Source organism: Actinomadura napierensis (assembly GCF_039529375.1).
GTDB lineage: Bacteria > Actinomycetota > Actinomycetes > Streptosporangiales > Streptosporangiaceae > Spirillospora > Spirillospora napierensis.
Map to the genome: position 1 here is coordinate 90,910 of NZ_BAAAMR010000014.1, position 15,756 is coordinate 106,665.

The 15,756-nt window shown below is 72.8% G+C and carries 17 protein-coding genes; 9 read left to right on the forward strand and 8 right to left on the reverse strand.

The window, feature by feature from the left end; all coding sequences use genetic code 11:
• Positions 1–20: 20 nt before the first annotated feature.
• Positions 21–746 (reverse strand): TetR/AcrR family transcriptional regulator, encoded by a 726-nt coding sequence (locus tag ABD296_RS11000; RefSeq protein ID WP_344264440.1) that lies wholly within the window; start codon positions 744–746, stop codon positions 21–23.
• A gap of 121 nt (positions 747–867) precedes the next feature.
• Between ABD296_RS11000 and ABD296_RS11005 the strand changes: the two genes are divergently transcribed.
• The 3 genes from ABD296_RS11005 to ABD296_RS11015 all read left to right on the forward strand — a co-directional run bounded on the left by ABD296_RS11005 (position 868) and on the right by ABD296_RS11015 (position 4,120).
• Positions 868–2,376: an MFS transporter gene (locus ABD296_RS11005; protein ID WP_344264443.1), complete on the forward strand. Its 1,509-nt coding sequence runs from the start codon at positions 868–870 to the stop codon at positions 2,374–2,376.
• A gap of 86 nt (positions 2,377–2,462) precedes the next feature.
• Positions 2,463–3,035 (forward strand): RNA polymerase sigma factor, encoded by a 573-nt coding sequence (locus ABD296_RS11010; RefSeq protein WP_344264446.1) that lies wholly within the window; start codon positions 2,463–2,465, stop codon positions 3,033–3,035.
• Between the two features lie 2 nt (positions 3,036–3,037).
• The gene (locus ABD296_RS11015; RefSeq protein ID WP_344264449.1) at positions 3,038–4,120 is read left to right on the forward strand and encodes a CU044_5270 family protein; all 1,083 of its coding nucleotides are present in this window, start codon (positions 3,038–3,040) and stop codon (positions 4,118–4,120) included.
• A gap of 71 nt (positions 4,121–4,191) precedes the next feature.
• Here the strand turns inward: ABD296_RS11015 and ABD296_RS11020 are convergent, their stop codons facing one another.
• Complete coding sequence (locus ABD296_RS11020; RefSeq protein ID WP_344264452.1) at positions 4,192–5,739, reverse strand: 3-hydroxyacyl-CoA dehydrogenase; 1,548 nt, start codon at positions 5,737–5,739, stop codon at positions 4,192–4,194.
• 125 nt (positions 5,740–5,864) lie between these two features.
• Between ABD296_RS11020 and ABD296_RS11025 the strand changes: the two genes are divergently transcribed.
• Both ABD296_RS11025 and ABD296_RS11030 read left to right on the forward strand, forming a co-directional pair.
• Positions 5,865–7,073 (forward strand): acetyl-CoA C-acetyltransferase, encoded by a 1,209-nt coding sequence (locus ABD296_RS11025; protein WP_344264456.1) that lies wholly within the window; start codon positions 5,865–5,867, stop codon positions 7,071–7,073.
• A gap of 9 nt (positions 7,074–7,082) precedes the next feature.
• A complete protein-coding gene (locus tag ABD296_RS11030) occupies positions 7,083–7,928 on the forward strand; it encodes a helix-turn-helix transcriptional regulator (RefSeq protein ID WP_344264460.1) in 846 nt (281 codons plus the stop codon).
• Here the strand turns inward: ABD296_RS11030 and ABD296_RS11035 are convergent.
• Together ABD296_RS11035 and ABD296_RS11040 are read right to left on the reverse strand one after the other, a co-directional pair.
• Positions 7,925–9,382: an MFS transporter gene (locus ABD296_RS11035; protein ID WP_344264463.1), complete on the reverse strand. Its 1,458-nt coding sequence runs from the start codon at positions 9,380–9,382 to the stop codon at positions 7,925–7,927. The two genes, ABD296_RS11030 and ABD296_RS11035, sit on opposite strands and share 4 nt — an antisense overlap.
• Positions 9,383–9,581: 199 nt before the next feature.
• Positions 9,582–9,872: a hypothetical protein gene (locus ABD296_RS11040; protein WP_344264466.1), complete on the reverse strand. Its 291-nt coding sequence runs from the start codon at positions 9,870–9,872 to the stop codon at positions 9,582–9,584.
• A gap of 173 nt (positions 9,873–10,045) precedes the next feature.
• On the opposite strand from ABD296_RS11040, the gene ABD296_RS11045 reads away from it, so the two are divergent.
• Both ABD296_RS11045 and ABD296_RS11050 read left to right on the forward strand, forming a co-directional pair.
• The gene (locus ABD296_RS11045; protein WP_344264469.1) at positions 10,046–10,306 is read left to right on the forward strand and encodes a GntR family transcriptional regulator; all 261 of its coding nucleotides are present in this window, start codon (positions 10,046–10,048) and stop codon (positions 10,304–10,306) included.
• 178 nt (positions 10,307–10,484) lie between these two features.
• Positions 10,485–11,162 (forward strand): hypothetical protein, encoded by a 678-nt coding sequence (locus tag ABD296_RS11050; RefSeq protein ID WP_344264472.1) that lies wholly within the window; start codon positions 10,485–10,487, stop codon positions 11,160–11,162.
• Positions 11,163–11,320: 158 nt separating this feature from the next.
• Here the strand turns inward: ABD296_RS11050 and ABD296_RS11055 are convergent, their stop codons facing one another.
• From ABD296_RS11055 to ABD296_RS11065, 3 genes are all read right to left on the reverse strand, one after another.
• The gene (locus tag ABD296_RS11055; RefSeq protein ID WP_344264475.1) at positions 11,321–11,758 is read right to left on the reverse strand and encodes a VOC family protein; all 438 of its coding nucleotides are present in this window, start codon (positions 11,756–11,758) and stop codon (positions 11,321–11,323) included.
• A gap of 39 nt (positions 11,759–11,797) precedes the next feature.
• The gene (locus ABD296_RS11060) at positions 11,798–12,739 is read right to left on the reverse strand and encodes a TIGR01777 family oxidoreductase (protein WP_344264478.1); all 942 of its coding nucleotides are present in this window, start codon (positions 12,737–12,739) and stop codon (positions 11,798–11,800) included.
• Between the two features lie 61 nt (positions 12,740–12,800).
• Positions 12,801–13,370, reverse strand: coding sequence for a TetR/AcrR family transcriptional regulator (locus ABD296_RS11065; protein ID WP_407061467.1), 570 nt, complete (start codon positions 13,368–13,370; stop codon positions 12,801–12,803).
• An 89-nt stretch (positions 13,371–13,459) separates the two neighbouring features.
• Here ABD296_RS11065 and ABD296_RS11070 point away from each other — a divergent pair, with 89 nt between their 5' ends.
• The gene (locus ABD296_RS11070) at positions 13,460–14,041 is read left to right on the forward strand and encodes a DUF2867 domain-containing protein (protein WP_344264484.1); all 582 of its coding nucleotides are present in this window, start codon (positions 13,460–13,462) and stop codon (positions 14,039–14,041) included.
• Here ABD296_RS11070 and ABD296_RS11075 read toward each other — a convergent pair.
• A complete protein-coding gene (locus tag ABD296_RS11075; protein ID WP_344264487.1) occupies positions 14,038–14,883 on the reverse strand; it encodes a LysR family transcriptional regulator in 846 nt (281 codons plus the stop codon). The two genes, ABD296_RS11070 and ABD296_RS11075, sit on opposite strands and share 4 nt — an antisense overlap.
• 82 nt (positions 14,884–14,965) lie before the next feature.
• On the opposite strand from ABD296_RS11075, the gene ABD296_RS11080 reads away from it, so the two are divergent.
• On the forward strand, positions 14,966–15,691 hold the full coding sequence (locus ABD296_RS11080) for an SDR family oxidoreductase (RefSeq protein ID WP_344264490.1): 726 nt from the start codon (positions 14,966–14,968) through the stop codon (positions 15,689–15,691).
• Positions 15,692–15,756 lie beyond the last annotated feature (65 nt).

A 15,756-nucleotide genomic window follows, 5' to 3' on the forward strand; every position in this document is an offset into this window, starting at 1 on the left:
TAACGACGACTCGCCGCAAGTCAACGGGGGCGGTGGGCTTCGATGCCGGCCAGGACGCAGGACAGGCCGTAGTCGAAGCGCTGTTCCAGCACGTCGGCGGTCTCCCGGGCCCAGACGTCCCTGATGTGGGCGGTGAGCCGGGGATGGCGGTCGGCGATCTCGGCGAGGTAGGGGGCGAGGGTCTCCAGCCAGTCCTCGCCGGTCGCGGCGTCGCGGGTGTTCTGCCAGCTCGCCTCGCTGCCGGCCGCGCCGATGACGTAGTCGGCGATCAGCGACATCGCGTTCTCCAGGTCCATGCCGGTGAGGCCGGCGCCGTCGAACGCGACGATCACCTCTTCGAGGACGCGGGTGGCGTTCGGGCCGATCATCGGCTGGACGCCGAACAGCGGCACCGTCCACGGATGCCGGTGGATCATCGTGCGGAGGCTGCGGGCGTAGCCGGCGACGGCGTCCCGCCAGCCGCCGCCGTCCGGGGCCGGGACGCGGACCTCGCCCATCACCCGGTCCAGCGCCAGTTCGAGCAGTTCGTCCTTGTTGGTGACGTGCCAGTAGACCGACGTGGCGCCGGAGTTCAGCCGGGTGCCGAGCCGCCGCATGCTGAGCCCGTCCAGGCCCTCGGCGTCGAGCAGCTCCAGCGCCGCGTCGACGATCTGCTCGCGGCCGAGCGACGGCTGCTCGCGCTTGGCCCGCGCCGGCCTCGTCCACACCGACTCGGGTTTCTTCTTCGCCTTCTTCGTCTCCGCCATCGCGCGCCTCCCCAGCCTCCCCGCCTCGCCGTTCTCGTACAGGGTACCGGGGCTTGAACAGTGTGCGAGTCTCGTCGTACGGTGTGCGAGTCAACTCGAACACTGTACGAGGAGCCCTCCGATGAACGCAGCCGCCCCCGCGCCGCACCCCCGGCGCTGGCAGATCCTCGGCGTCCTGTGCCTGAGCCTGCTGGCCGTGACCGTGGACAACACGATCCTCAACGTGGCGATCCCGTCGCTGCTGAAGGACCTGCACGCCACGATGTCCGACGTCCAGTGGACGATCGACGCCTACTCGCTGGTCTTCGCCGGCCTGCTGCTCACCGCCGGCGGCCTCGGCGACCGCTTCGGTCGGCGCCGCGCCATGCTGGTCGGGTTCGCGCTGTTCGGCGGCGGCTCGCTGCTCGGCGCGTTCGCCGCGAACCCGGACGAGCTGATCGCGATGCGGGCGGTCATGGGCCTCGGCGGCGCCTTCCTGATGCCCGGCACCCTGTCGATCATGGTGCAGGTGTTCGGCCCGGACGAGCGCGCCAAGGCGTTCGGGATCTGGGGCGCGGCGTCCATGATCGGCGTCGCCGGCGGGCCCGCGCTCGGCGGGCTGCTGCTGGAGCACTTCTGGTGGGGGTCGGTGTTCCTGGTGAACGTCCCCGTCACGGTCGTCGCCGTCATCGGCCTGCTGGTCCTGGTGCCCGAGTCGCGCGGCCCGCGCCGCCGGCCCGACGTCCTCGGCTCCGTCCTGTCGACCATCGGCATGGCCGCGCTCGTGTGGGCGATCATCTCCGCGCCCGAGCACGGCTGGACCGGCGCCCGCACCCTGGTGAGCCTCGCCGTCGGCGCCGCCGCCCTCGCCGCGTTCGTCCTCTGGCAGCGCCGCAACCCCGAGCCGATGCTCGACCTGGCCCTGCTGCGGCAGCGGGCCTTCTCCGGCTCCGCCGCCGTCATCGCGGTCCTCGGCTTCGTCATCGCCGGAACGCTGTTCGCCCTCACCCAGATGCTCCAGCTCGTCCTCGGCTACGGCCCGCTCAAGGCCGGGCTCGCCCTGCTGCCCTGCGCCGTCGCCGCCGCGATCGGCAACGGCCTCGGCGCCGCCCTGGAGCCCCGGCTCGGCGGACGTCCCACCCTCGTCACCGGCCTGCTCGTCATCGCCGCCGGGTTCGGCGCCCTCGCCCTCGCCGGCCCCGGCGACGGCTTCGGACCGGTCATCACCGGGCTGGTCGTGATCGGGTTCGGCATGGGCCTCGGCTCGCCGCCCGCCTACAACCTGCTGATGGCGGCCGTCCCCGCCGAGGAGGCCGGCGTCGGGTCCGCGGTGAACGACGCGGGCCAAGAGCTCGGCAACGCGCTCGGCGTCGCCGTTCTCGGCAGCGTCATCTCCGCCGTCTACGCCCGCGGCCTGCCGGACGGCGCGCCCGCCGCCGCGAAGCACTCGCTCGGCGAGGCCCTCGCGCTCGGCGACCCCGCCCTCGCCCACCAGGCGCGCGACGCCTTCGTCCACGCGGTGTCGGCCGGGTCGCTCGCCGGCTGCGGCGCCACCCTCGCCGCCGCCCTGTTCGCGGCGCTCGTCCTGCGCGGCGTCCCCCGTCCGGCCGCCGCTTCCGCCGAGGCGGAGCAGGTCACCGAACCCGCGTGAAAGCGAATCAGGAACCGGGCGGAGTAGAAGTGACGACGATCCCCCCGGAGGTGCCTGATGCCGGTCCCCACCGAACGGGCGGCCGAGTGACCGCCCCGCCCGACACGGCCCCGACGGACGCGGAACTGCTCACCGCGTCCGTCCGCGACGGCGACCGCTTCACCGCCGTCTACGACCTGCACTACGCCGACATCCACCGCTACGTCGCAGGACGCCTCGGACCGCAAGCGGCCGACGACGTCGTCGCCGAGACGTTCCTCGCCGCGTTCCGCCGCCGCACCTCCTTCGACCCGTCCCGCGGCGCCGTCCGGCCCTGGCTGTTCGGCATCGCGACCAACCTGATCGCCCAGCACCGCCGCACCGAGACCCGCCGCTACCGGGTGCTCGCGCGAGTCGGCGTCGACCGCGACCCCGGCGGCCACGACGACCGCGTCGCGACGTCGGTGTCCGCCGAAAGCCTGCAACCCTCCCTGGCCCGCGCGCTCGCCGGGCTGTCCGGCAAGGACCGCGACGTCGTCCTGCTCAAGGCCCTCGCCCAGCTCTCCCACGAGGAGATCGCGGACGTGCTGGGCGTCCCGTACGGCACCGTCGGCTCCCGCCTCAACCGCGCCCGCCGCAAGCTCCGCGCGGCCCTGCCCGCCGGCTCGGAAGGAATGTGACCATGGACGAACTCCAGATGATCGCCACGATGCTGGACGAACCGCCCACGCCGGAGACCGAGGCCGCCGTCCGCCACCGCCTTCTCAACGGAATGCGCGCGCCGCAGCGCCCGGCGCGCCGCGCCTGGCGCCGTCCCGCCCTGTGGAGCGGCTTCGGCCTCGCCGCCACGGCCACTGTCGTCGCGGGCGCGGTGACACTGTCCTCAGGGACCACGCCCCGCGCGCCCGACCCCGTCGACGCGCGGCCCGTGTCCGCGCGGACGGTGCTGCTCGCCGCCGCGAAGCAGGCCGACGCCGCCCCCGCCGCCGGCGAGTACTGGCATGTCCGGGCGCTTCAGGCCTTTCCCACCCAGGTCGGGCCGAAGAGCAACCGGTACTGGATGGACAAGCTGGTGGTGAACGAGACGTGGACGAACGCGGCCGGCGTCGCCTGGTCGGGCCACCGGGAGGTGGGCGCCCGCCCCCACTCGGTCGCCGACGAGCTCGCCTGGCGGCGGGACGGCTCGCCCACCCGGTGGGATCTCGGGACCGCTGACACCCCGGGCGGCGGCGGCCTCGTCCTGTCGACCTCCCCCCGTCCCGGCGACGTGGTGAAGATGAAGGGCCCGCATACCGTCTCGGTCTGCGACAAGGAGATGTCGTTCGAGCAGGCGCAGGCGCTCCCCGCGCAGTCCGACGCACTGAAGAACGCCCTGCGGAACGCGATGCTGGACAACGACGACGGCCCGGTGCCCGGGAGCGCGCGGAACGGCTTCCTGCAGCAGTGCCTCGCCGGGCTGCTGGCCGAGGTGCCCACCCGGCCGAAGGTGCGCGGCGCCGCCTACCGCGCCCTCGCCTCCCTGCCGGGCGTCACGTCGGCGGGCCGGGCGGCCGACGAGGGAGGCCGCAAGGGCGTCGGGCTGGTCCTCCAGTCGACCCGCGGGCCGCTCTACCGCCTGGTGATCGACCCGAAGACCTCGCTGGTCCTGTCGGAGTCGGTGGAGCAGACCGGCGCCGCCGCGAAGGTGAAGTCCAAGTTCCAGCGGACGCGGTACCTCGCGGTGGGGTGGACCGACTCCGGCCCGAAGGCCCCCGCCCTCCCCTGACCGCCATCGGATGCGTTGACTTGCGGCGAGTCGTCGTTATGCGGCGCGCCATAACGACGACTCGCCGCAACTCAACGGAGGAGGTCGGACGGGGCGGTGCCGGTCTCGGTGAGGGGGAGGCCGAGCGCCGCCCGTTCGGCGAGCCAGCCGCTCGGCCGGTAGCGCGGGTCGCCGGTCGCGCGGTGCAGGCCGTCCAGCACGCGCAGGACCTGCGCCGCGCCGGCCTGGTCGCCCATCTCCAGCGGCCCGCGCGGGTAGCCGAGCCCGAGCCGGACGGCGGTGTCGATGTCCTCGGGGCGGCCGAGCCGCAGCTCGGCGATGCCGCAACCCACGTTCACCACCGACGCCATGAGCCGCTGCGCGACGGTCGCCGGGGCGTCCCGCACGACCGACACGGCGCGTCCCGTCGCGGCCAGCGCGGCGAGCGCGGCGCGCCCGGCCTGCCGGTCGACGCCCGGATGCACGGTGAGGGTGAGGCGGGTGAAGAACCCGCCGAACGGGTCGATGCCCAGGGCGCGGTCGGCGGGCAGCCCGGCGCGTCCGGCGATGCTCCACGCGCTCTCCCCGAACGGCGCGACCAGCACGACGGCGTCACCGGACGGCTCACTGCCCGTCTCGACCTCCACGCCGCCGTCCGCCAGCAGCGCGCCGAGGCCCTCGCGGACGTTCGGCTCCACGTCGTGGATCCACACCGGACGCAGCGGAACGTCCGGAACCGCCGTCTCGTCCGGTTCCTGCTTCACGCCGTCCGCGTACTTGTAGAAGCCCTCGCCCGTCTTGCGGCCGAGGAGGCCCGCCTCCATGCGGGCGCGGCCGATGCGGGACGGACGGTACCGCGGCTCGGTGTAGAAGCCCGTCCAGATCGACTCCATCACCGGGTGCGAGACGTCCATCCCGGTGAGGTCGAGCAGTTCGCACGGGCCCATCTTCAGGCCCAGGACGTCCCGGGCGATGCGGTCGATGTCGACCGGTTCCGCGACGCCCTCGGACAGGATCTGCAGCGCCTCCGTCACCAGGCCGCGCCCGGCGTGGTTGACCAGGAAGCCCGGCGCGTCGGGCGCGATCACGGGCTCGTGGCCGAGCCGCCGCACCAGGTCGGCCAGCGCGTCCGGGATCCAGCCGGCCGTCCGCGCGCCCGGGATCACCTCGACGAGCCGCATCAGCGGGACCGGGTTGAAGAAGTGCAGCCCCGCGAGCCGCGACGGGTCCCGCAGCGCCGCCCCGATCGCCGTCACGGGCAGCGAGCTGGTGTTCGTGGCCAACAGGACCCGCTCGTCGGCGGCCTTCTCCAGCGCCGCGAACAGCTCCCGCTTGGTGTCCAGGTCCTCCCGGACGGCCTCGATGACCAGGTCGCAGCCCTGCAACGGGGTCAGCGGCTCGCCGACCGCCTTCAGCCGGCCCTTCGCCGCCGCCGCGTCGTCCGCGGTCATCCGGCCCTTGGCGACCAGCTTGTCGAACATCGCCTCCACGTGCTCGACCGCGCTCACCACGGCCTCGAACCGGATGTCCGCCAGCTCCACGGTCAGCCCCCCGGCCGCCGCGAGCTGCGCGATCCCGCGCCCCATCGCGCCCGTCCCGATGACCCGGACGGTCGCCGCCCGCTCTGCCCACTCGTGCATCGCGCCTCCTCGCTCGCCTGCCCTGCATTCAACTCCCTACCGGACGCGAGCCCGGACGCGGGTGGCGGCCGTCCAAGGCATAACCTGCGAAGTGCCCGCCTTGCCTGGATTGAGGAGTGAGCACCATGCGCGACGCGGTGATCTGCGAGCCGCTGCGGACCCCGATCGGCCGTTTCGGCGGGGTGTTCAAGACCGTCCAGCCCGTCGACCTCGCGTCCACCGTGATCCGCGCCGTGGTCGAGCGCGCCGGGCTGCCCGGCGACGCGGTCGACGAGGTCTTCCTCGGCCAGTGCTACCCGAGCGCCGACGCCCCCGCCATCGGACGCGTCGCCGCCCTCGACGCCGGGCTGCCCATCGAGGTCGGCGGCCTCCAGGTCGACCGCCGCTGCGGCTCGGGGCTCCAGGCCGTGCTCAACGCCGCCATGCAGATCCAGACCGGGGTCAGCGAGCTGATCATCGCGGGCGGCGCCGAATCCATGAGCAACGCGCCGTTCTACACGACCTCCGCCCGCTGGGGCCTGCGCGGACCGTCCCTCGAACTGCACGACACCCTCGCGCGCGGCCGCACCACCGCCGGCGGCGTCAACCACCCGGTGCCGGGCGGCATGCTGGAGACGGCGGAGAATCTGCGCCGCGAGTACGGCATCGGCCGCGAGGAGCAGGACGAGCTGTCCGTCCGCTCCCACCAGCGCGCCGTCGAGGCCCAGCGCTCCGGCCGGTTCGCGGAGGAGATCGTCCCTGTCACCGTGACGTCCCGCAAGGGCGACACGGTTGTGGACACCGACGAGCATCCGCGGCCCGACACGTCCATGGAGACCCTGGGCAGGCTGCGTCCCGTCCTCGGCAAGACCGACGACGAGGCCACCGTCACGGCGGGCAACTCCAGCGGCCAGAACGACGCCGCCGCCGCGTGCATCGTCACCACCCCCGAGCGCGCCGCCGAACTCGGGCTGCGCCCGCTCGTCCGGGTGGTCTCGTGGGCGCGCGCGGGCGTCCCGCCCCGCACGATGGGCATCGGGCCCGTCCCGTCGACCGCCAAGGCCCTCGCCGCCGCCGGCCTCACCCTCGCCGACATCGACCTCATCGAGCTGAACGAGGCGTTCGCCGCGCAGGTCCTCGCCGTCACCCGCGAATGGGACGTCAAGGACGCCGACTGGGACCGCATCAACGTCAACGGCTCCGGCATCTCCCTCGGCCACCCCGTCGGCGCGACCGGCACCCGCATCCTCGCCACCCTCGCCCGCGAGATGGACCGCCGCGAGGCCCGCTACGGCCTTGAAACCATGTGCATCGGCGGCGGCCAGGGCCTCACCGCCGTCTTCGAACGGGTCTGATCCGCCGTCATGTATCCCAGTTCCGCTCTCGGCGAGTTCCTCCGGTCCCGCCGTGCCCGGCTCCGCCCCGAGGACGTGGGGCTGAGCCCCGGGGTGAGGCACCGGCGGGTCGCCGGGCTGCGCCGGGAGGAGCTGGCGCCGCTCGCGGGGGTCAGCGTCGGGTACTACACGCGGCTGGAGCAGGGGCAGAGCCCGAACGTCTCCGACGAGGTCCTCGACTCCCTCGCCCGTGTCCTCCGGCTCGACGACGACGAGAAGGGCCACCTCCACCGGCTGGCCCGCGTCCTCAGGTCCCGGGAGCGGGTCAAGCCGGAACGGCTGCGTCCGGGCATCAGGATGATGGTCGACTCGTTCACCGACGTCCCCGCCGTCGCCGTGGGGAGGCGGGGCGACTTCCTCGCGTGGAACCGCCTGGCCCATGCCCTGCTGGCCCCGCACTGGGACTTCGACGGCGACGAGAAGCCCAACTTCGTCCGCATCGACTTCCTGGAGACCGACTTCTCCCGGAGCCTCTTCGTCGACTGGGAGCAGAAGGCCCGCGACGACATCGCCTACCTGGAGGGCTCGCTGAGCAGGTTCCCCGGCGACGAGGGGCTGACCGCCCTGATCGAGGAACTGACGACGCTCAGCCCGGAGTTCCGCGCCCTGTGGACGGAGCATCCGGTCTCCAACTGCGCGTCCATCTCACGCGACTACCGGCATCCGGACGTGGGCGTCATGACCCTCACCGCCGAACTCCTCCGGACGCCCGACGACGAGGGGCAGGGCGTGACCGTCTTCCAGGCCGAACCGGGCACCCCGTCACAGGAACGGCTGCGGCGACTCGCCGAACTCGTCGCCGCAGCCGCTCCCTAGGTCGTCGCGAGGCAGCGCTCGTCCGGCTCTTCAACCGGCCGCCCGCCCGTCCGATGGAGCAGGACGCCGCCCGCCACCGCGCCGAACACCGCGACCGCGGCGGCCGCGAGGAAGGCGGCGTGCAGCCCGCCCAGCGTGGCCAGGGCCTCGGTGGTGGACGGGGCGAGCGCCTCGGCGCGGGCCGCCACGATCGCGGTGAGCCCGGCCACGCCGATCGCGCCGACGAACGTGGGCATCTGGGCCAGGCTGCCCGCGACGCCCTGGTCCGCCTGGTGCAGCCCCGAGGTGATCGTCGTGACGGCGGCCACCACCGTCAGGACGTGCCCGAAGCCCATCGCCGCCGAGGTGGCCAGCAACAGCACCAGACCGCCGTGGACCGGCAGGAACACCATCGCCGCGGTGCCCACCGCCTGCACGGTGAGCCCGGCCGCGATCGTCGTGACCGTCCCGCGGGCGTTGATGAGCCGGGCCGCGAGCGTCCCGCCGGCCAGGGCCGCGACGCCCTCGCCGAGGAACCCGAGCCCGGTCTCCAGGGGCGAGTAGCCCAGGACGTCCTGCATGTAGATGCTGAGCAGCAGCGTCGCCCCACCGCACATCCCGAAGGTGACCAGCCCCACGGCCATGCCCCACTTGACGGTCGGACGGCGCAGCAGCCGCAACGGGACGAGCGGAGCCGCATGCCGAGCCTCTACACCCAGGAAGGAGCCGAGCAGCACCACCGCGGCGGCCAGTACCGTCAGCGTCCGCGCACTGCCCCAACCATCGTCCCCGCCGGTCGAGATCCCGTACACCAGGGCGAACAGCCCGCCGCTCGCCAGCACCGCACCGGGCACGTCGAGCCGCGTCCGGCTCCGTCCCGCCGTCTCGCGGACCACCGCGACCGCCCCGACCATGACCAGCGAGCCGATGCCGAACAGGATGAGCATCGTCCAGCGCCAGTTCAGCCCGCTGGTGATGAGCCCGCCGCCGATCGTCCCGATGACGAACCCCAGCGACAGCAGCGCGCCGTTCACCCCGAGCGCCCGCGTCCGCTGCGGCCCCTCGGGGAACGCGCCGGTCATCAGCGCGAGCGCGGCCGGACCGATCATGGCCGCCGCGACCCCCTGCCCGGCCCGCGCCGCCACCAGCAGCCCGGGGCTCGGCGCCAGCGCGGCCAGCAGCGACAGTCCGGCGAACCCCGCCACCCCGGCCATGAACAACCGGCGCCTGCCGACCATGTCGGACGCCCGCCCGAACAGGGGCATCAGCGCGGCCGTCGGCAGCAGGCACGCGGTGGCCACCCACTGCAGCGCCGACGTGCTGGAGAACCCCAGGTCCCGGCCGATCTCCGGCAGCGCCACCGTGATGATCGAGTAGTCCAGCCCGGTCATGAACGTGGCGCCGCACAACGTGATGAGGACGAGCCACCCGCGCAGCCCCAGCCGCGCGGCACTCGGCGAAATCTCTGTCGTCATGCCGCCCACCCTGCGCCGCGCCGCACAGACCAACCAGCGCCCCGCTGGAGGTACACCTGCCAGGTACAGGCTCAGCCGTTCGGCGATCACAACAGCGAGCGATGCCGCCCCCGATACCGAGGCCGCCGTTCGACCACGACCATGCCGATGACCGCCGCCAGCACCGCCGCCCCGGACGCGACGACCGTGACCGCCTCGATCACAACGCCACCCCCGGCTCCCCGTCGAGCAGCCCCCGGATCACCATCACCGCGTCCACGACGCGCTCCACCTCCGCGACCGGGTGACGCCACGACGTGAAGAACCACAGCCGCCCGCCGTCGTCCTCCCGCGCCCCGACGCTGATCAGATCGGCCGGATGCGCCGCACAGCACCCCGCCACCGCCCGATTGACGACGCGCAACCCGTCCTCGGTCATGGACGCCTGAAGCCCGTACACCCGCAGAACCACGCCCAGCGCCTCAAGCCGCGCTCTACTCTCAGGGGTCATGGGTCGATCGCCTCCTATCGACGGTCGATTCCTAGGCCCCGGCGCAGTGCACCACCACCGCGCCGGGGCCGCTTCATCTGCTGAGGCTACCCCCAGTGACACCCAGTGTCCCCTGGTGTTTCTGAATGTGATGATATGTCCAAGCGTGATTCCAGGTGACCTAGTGTTTCCATGTGAGTATCGATCTCGACGGCATGGAGCCTCTGTATCTCCAGGTGGCGGGGGTTCTCACGGCGCGCATTGTGGACGGCGTCTATCCCGTGGGCCGCCGCATTCCCGCCGTGCGAGCCGTCGCGGACGAGTTCAAGGTGTCCGTCAACACGGCGGAGGCGGCGATCAGGCTCCTCCGTGAACATGGCCTCGTCCGAGGCGTCCACGGGCGGGGCACCTTCGTGATCGCCAAGCCGTCGCCCGCCGACGAGTCGAGCGACTGACCGCAACGACCCCCGGATGCCGGGCGAGGGTGGGCGGCAACTTCTGACGTGCGGGGACGCGCGTCCGGTGAAATTGATTATTGATCTTGGTCGGGGCCTCGGGTTACGTTGACTCCGCCAGCCAGTGGATCTTCCACCGGCGGCCCGCGAATGCGGGCAGAAGGAGGTCATTCCCCCTATGCCTCGTCCCCTCTCCCGGCGCTTCTCCCAGCACATCGCCCTCGCCGCGGCCGCGGCGGCTCCGTTGGCGCTGAGCGCGCCGGCGGTCGCCGCGCACGCCGCCACCACCACCTGGAAGGTCGTCAATCCGGCGGCCGACGGCAAGTACACCACCGCCTCGACGGGTACCGTGACCATCAAGAATCAGGCGGGCGCGACCCTGGTCACCTGCACCAGCGTGAAGCAGTGGGGGCAGATGGCGAGCAGGACCGCCACCGGCGCCACCACGTCGCTCGGAACCAACACCGACACCCTCGGCAGCCCGTGCACCCGCCCCGGCGGCGGCACCGCCGTCATCCTCGGGAACGTGGGCGTCGGCGTCGGGCCCATCTCCTACACCGCCACCGGCTACGACGCCGCCACGGGCACGACGACCATCTCGGGGGCGCAGAGCTCCCCGTTCGGCATCACGATCTTCGCGGACGACTGCCGGTTCTCGTTCGGCAAGATCGCGGCGAGCTACGCCAACGGCACCCAGACCCTGAAGTACAACAGCGCGGTCGCCACCCCGTTCACCACGGCCAACAACAACGGCTCCGTCGGCTGCGCGGGAGTGCGCGCGTCGGGCGAGACGATCACCTTCACCGGCGAGTTCAAGGTCAGCCCCGCCATCCAGATCACTCGCACCACCAGTTGACGGAACGCGCTGTCCGCCGGTCCGCCGGCGGACAGCCCCCGGTCATGTGGTTCCCGGTGGGTGCGTCGGCGCTATGGAGGTGGGTCGGCCATGCGCTTCCGGTGCATGGCTCCCAGCGCGAGCTGCTGGCGACACATCCTCATTGGGCCGATCGGACGTCAGTTCTTCTTCAGCTCCTCGGCGAGCATCACGATGATGCCGCTGGGACCGCGGACATACGTGAGCTTGTAGATGTCCTCATAGGTGGCCACGCCGCGAAGCGGACGGCACCCGTGTTTCGCGGCTATCTCAAGGGCTTTGTCGATGTCGTCGACTGAGAAGGCGACGCGGTGCATGCCGATCTCGTTGGGACGAGTGGGCTCCGACTCGATCGCATTGGGGTGGATGTACTCGAAGAGCTCAAGGTGACCGTGACCGTCCGGCGTCTGGAGCATCGCAATGTTGGCGTGGTTGCCATCAAGGCCGACGGCGGTGTCGGTCCACTCGCCACTGACCGTGTCACGCCCGACGACCGTGAGCCCGAGGTCGGTGAAAAAGGAGATCGCTGCTTCGAGGTCGCGAACGGTGATGCCGACGTTCTCAAGTTTGATGGCCACGCGTTGCATTTTGCCAGGCACGCCTAAGCGCCGTGGACCTCAGCGGGCGCGGATTTGTTGGACGAGGTCGGTGGCGGCTTCTGGCCATTCGGGGTGGGTGAAGGTGAAGCCGGCGTCGAGGAGGCGGCCGGGGACGACGCGGCGGCTCTTCAGCAGCAGTTCGGTGTCCGAGCGCAGGGCGAGCGCCCCGATCTCGGCCATCCACTTCGTCGCGGGCAGGCCCACCGGCATGCCCCACGCGGAGCGCAACTCCCGCATGAACGCGCGTTGCGGCAGGGGAGCGGGCGCGGCGAGGTTCACCGGCCCGGCGAGGTCGTCCCGGTCGATCAGGAATTCCACCGCGCGGACGAGATCGCGCTCGTGGATCCACGACATGTACTGCGCGCCGCCCGCGACCGGCCCGCCGAGGCCGAGCCGCGCCATCCGCAGCAGCACGTCGAACACGCCGCCGCGGTCGGGGCTCATCACCATGGCGGCGCGCAGGGCGACCTTCCGGGTGGACGGTGTCGCCGCGCGCTTCTGCTCCCGCTCCCACGCCTTGGCGATCCGGACGCTGTACTCCCAGTAGCGCGGGACGTCCGGTTCGTCGCCGCCGATGACGCCGGTCGCCTCGTCGTTGGGCGCGTCGAAGCGGTGGGCGTAGATGGTCGCGGTGCTCATCTGCAGCCAGACGCGGGGTGGGCGCGCGGCGGCGGCGATGGCCTCGCCCACGACCCGCGTCGACAGCACCCGCGAATCCATCATGTCCTGGAGGTTGGCCGGGGTGTAGCGGCAGCTCACGCTGCGTCCGGCGAGGTTGACCACGGCGTCGGCGCCGTCGAACGCCTCCGCCCAGGGGCCGAGCGTCCGCCCGTCCCAGGGCAGCTCCCGGTCCCGCGCGGGCCGCCGCGTCAGCACCACCACTTCATGGCCCGCGCCGGTGAACGCCCGGTCCAGGATCGTGCCCACCTGCCCGGTGCCGCCGGGAATCACCAGCTTCATGGCGCTCCACCTCCGTCTGTACAGGAGCGTAGCGCAGAAAATCGAACGTGTTCAAAAAACGCTACCGGCTCGGGTTCAGGACGAGGTCGGCGGCGCGGGTGAGGACGTCGCCGCGGGTCAGGCCGTCGTGGTCGGCGGCGAGGAAGTGGTGCCCGATCGCCACGCAGAAGGCGATCAGGCTGCGGGCCTCGACCTCGGCCGGGTCGGAGCAGAACGTGCCGATCATCTCCCGCAGCAGGGCCATGCGCCGGTTGTCCACGCGGCGCAGGCGCTCGGCGACGGCCTCGTCGCGGCGGGCCCAGTCGCGGACGGCGAGGTCGATGGGGAGCAGGCGGTCGCCGGAGAAGGTGAGCGTCCCGGCGCGCCGGATCCGGGTGGCCGGGTCGCCGCCCTCCTCCGCGATGCGCTGGAACACCTCGTCGGTGCTCTCGCGCTCCCAGGCGTCCAGCATCGCCTCCAGGAGCGCGTCGCGGTCGGCGAAGTACCCGTAGAACCCGCCCTTGGTGACGCCGAGCCGCTTGGCGAGCGCCTCGACGCGCACGGCGTCCGGGCCGCCTTCGGCGAGGGCCCGCAGCCCTTCCTCGATCCATCGCTCCCGCGGCGTCCGGGTCGCGCCCGCCAAGTGCCCCACCTCACCTCGCCGCCATCTATACGCACCCGTATAAGTGGCGTTAGCCTGCTGTTGTACGCAACCGTATACCTGGACGAAGGACGGCGCCCATGAGGCTTCCGGACCGGGCCCACACCGAGCGGCCATGGCGTGTCCACGAGTTCACCCGCGACTTCCAGCTGCAGGACGTGTGGTCGTACCGAACCCCGGGCGCCGGGCCGGACGACTTCCCCGCGATGCTCGAAGCGATGCGGACGGCCGGCGGGTTCGCCAACCAGGCGCCCCCGGTCAGGCTCCTGCTCGCGGTGCGCATGAAGCTCGGCGCCCTGCTCGGCGTGGACAGGTCGCGGACGGGCCTCGGCAGCCGCGTCGAGCCCGTCCGCGACCGCCTCCCGTCCGACCTCCGCGCGACCGCCGACGGCCTCGCCCCGGACGGTCCGTTCACCCCCGTCTACCGGCTCGCCGACGAGGACGTCCGCGAAATGGCGAACCGGACCGTCCACGGCGTCATGCATCTCGGCTGGGCGCCGGCCGCAGATGGCGGCCACGAGCTCCGGATGGCGGTCCTGGTCAAGCCCAACGGCCGGTTCGGGCGGCTGTACATGGCGTTCATCGCGCCGTTCCGCCACCTGATCGTCTATCCGATGCTGACCCGGCAGTGGGAGCGCGCCTGGCGGGAGCGCGGGCGCTAGAGGCGGGTCGCGGCGCGGACCAGGCCGGCGAGGGCCAGGGACCGGCTGTGCGGCGGCCACGCGATCACCGTCGTCACCTTCGGCGCGTCCAGCAGCGGCACGGTGGCGAGGTCGCGGGGCAGCCGGGCGCGGGACGACTCCGGCAGGACGGCGGCGGCCCGGCCGAGCGCGATCAGTTGGAGCAGCTGCGCGTGGTCGTGGACTCGCGGACCGGGGCCGTCCGGGTACGTGCCGTCCGGGCCGGGCCAGCGCGGCATCGGCAGGCCGGGCAGCGCGGTGACGTCGGCCAGCCGCAGGTGGGCGCGGGCGGTGAGGGGGTGCCCGGCCGGCAGCACCGCGACCTGCTCCTCCGTGCGCAGCTCCTCGGTGTCGAACCCGGCCGCCGAGTCGAACGGCCGGTGCAGCAGCGCCACGTCGGCCCGCCCGTCGCGCAGCAGCCGCTCCTGCTCGCCCGGCGCGCACAGGAGCACGTCGACGGTCACCGCGCCGGGCTCGGCGGCGTAGGCGTCGAGCAGCTTCGGCAGCAGCTCGCTGGACGCCCCGGCCTTGGTGACGAGGACGATCCCGGGATCGCCGGACGCGGCGGCGGCGCGGCGGGTCCGGCGGTCGGCGGCCTCGACCGCGTCCAGGGCCGCCCGGCCCTCGTGCAGCAGCACCGTCCCGGCCTCGGTCAGCGCGATGGTGCGGTTGGTGCGGTCCAGCAGCGTCACCCCGAGGCGCCGTTCGAGCTGCTGGATCGCCCGTGAGAGCGGTGGCTGCGCGATGCCGAGCCGCTCGGCGGCCCGTCCGAAGTGCAGCTCCTCGGCGACGGCGACGAAGTACCGCAGCTCCCGCGTCTCCATGCCCGCCACGATACCCGCCGGGTATCGCGGCCCACCCAGACGGTGTTGGCCAGGACGCAGGGGGAGGCGTGACGATCGATGCATGACCGAAAAGACGATCGCGCTGATCACCGGCGCGAACAAGGGGATCGGATACGAGATCGCGGCCGGCCTGGGCGCGCTCGGCTGGAGCGTCGGCGTCGGCGCCCGCAGCGAGGGGCCGAGGGAGGCCGCCGTCGAGAAGCTGCGCGCGGCGGGAGCCGACGCGTTCGGCGTGCCGCTGGACGTGACCGACGACGCGAGCGCGGCCGCCGCCGCGCGGCTGGTCGAGGAGCGCGCCGGACGCCTCGACGTGCTGGTCAACAACGCCGGGATCACCGGCGGCATGCCGCAGGAGCCCACCCGGGTCGACCTGGACACCGTGCGGACGGCCGTGGAGACGAACGTGATCGGCGTCATCCGCGTGACCAACGCGATGCTGCCGCTGCTGCGCCGCTCGGCGTCCCCGCGGATCGTGAACATGTCCAGCACCGTCGGCTCCCTCACCCGGCAGACCACTCCGGGCGCCCAGACGGGCCCGATCGCCGCCGCGTACGCGACCTCGAAGACGTTCCTCAACGCCGTCACCGTCCAGTACGCCAAGGAGCTGCACGACACGAACATCCTGATCAACGCGGGCTGCCCCGGCTTCTGCGCGACCGACCTCAACGGCTTCCGCGGCGTCCGCACCCCCGAGCAGGGCGCGGCGATCGCGGTCCGGCTCGCGACCCTGCCCGACGACGGCCCCACCGGCACCTTCCAGGACGACGACGGCCCGATCCCCTGGTAGCGCCCCGCTCAGAGGTTGCGACGGCGAGAAGGCCCATGCCCGCCGATCGTGACCGCGGCGCGGAG

Coding starts and splice junctions, on each gene's coding strand:
- ABD296_RS11000 (WP_344264440.1), bottom strand. CDS start 746: ATGGCGGAGACGAAGAAGGCGAAGAAGAAACCCGAGTCGGTGTGGACG.
- ABD296_RS11005 (WP_344264443.1), top strand. CDS start 868: ATGAACGCAGCCGCCCCCGCGCCGCACCCCCGGCGCTGGCAGATCCTC.
- ABD296_RS11015 (WP_344264449.1), top strand. CDS start 3,038: ATGGACGAACTCCAGATGATCGCCACGATGCTGGACGAACCGCCCACG.
- ABD296_RS11020 (WP_344264452.1), bottom strand. CDS start 5,739: ATGCACGAGTGGGCAGAGCGGGCGGCGACCGTCCGGGTCATCGGGACG.
- ABD296_RS11025 (WP_344264456.1), top strand. CDS start 5,865: ATGCGCGACGCGGTGATCTGCGAGCCGCTGCGGACCCCGATCGGCCGT.
- ABD296_RS11030 (WP_344264460.1), top strand. CDS start 7,083: ATGTATCCCAGTTCCGCTCTCGGCGAGTTCCTCCGGTCCCGCCGTGCC.
- ABD296_RS11035 (WP_344264463.1), bottom strand. CDS start 9,382: ATGACGACAGAGATTTCGCCGAGTGCCGCGCGGCTGGGGCTGCGCGGG.
- ABD296_RS11040 (WP_344264466.1), bottom strand. CDS start 9,872: ATGACCCCTGAGAGTAGAGCGCGGCTTGAGGCGCTGGGCGTGGTTCTG.
- ABD296_RS11050 (WP_344264472.1), top strand. CDS start 10,485: ATGCCTCGTCCCCTCTCCCGGCGCTTCTCCCAGCACATCGCCCTCGCC.
- ABD296_RS11060 (WP_344264478.1), bottom strand. CDS start 12,739: ATGAAGCTGGTGATTCCCGGCGGCACCGGGCAGGTGGGCACGATCCTG.
- ABD296_RS11070 (WP_344264484.1), top strand. CDS start 13,460: ATGAGGCTTCCGGACCGGGCCCACACCGAGCGGCCATGGCGTGTCCAC.
- ABD296_RS11075 (WP_344264487.1), bottom strand. CDS start 14,883: ATGGAGACGCGGGAGCTGCGGTACTTCGTCGCCGTCGCCGAGGAGCTG.
- ABD296_RS11080 (WP_344264490.1), top strand. CDS start 14,966: ATGACCGAAAAGACGATCGCGCTGATCACCGGCGCGAACAAGGGGATC.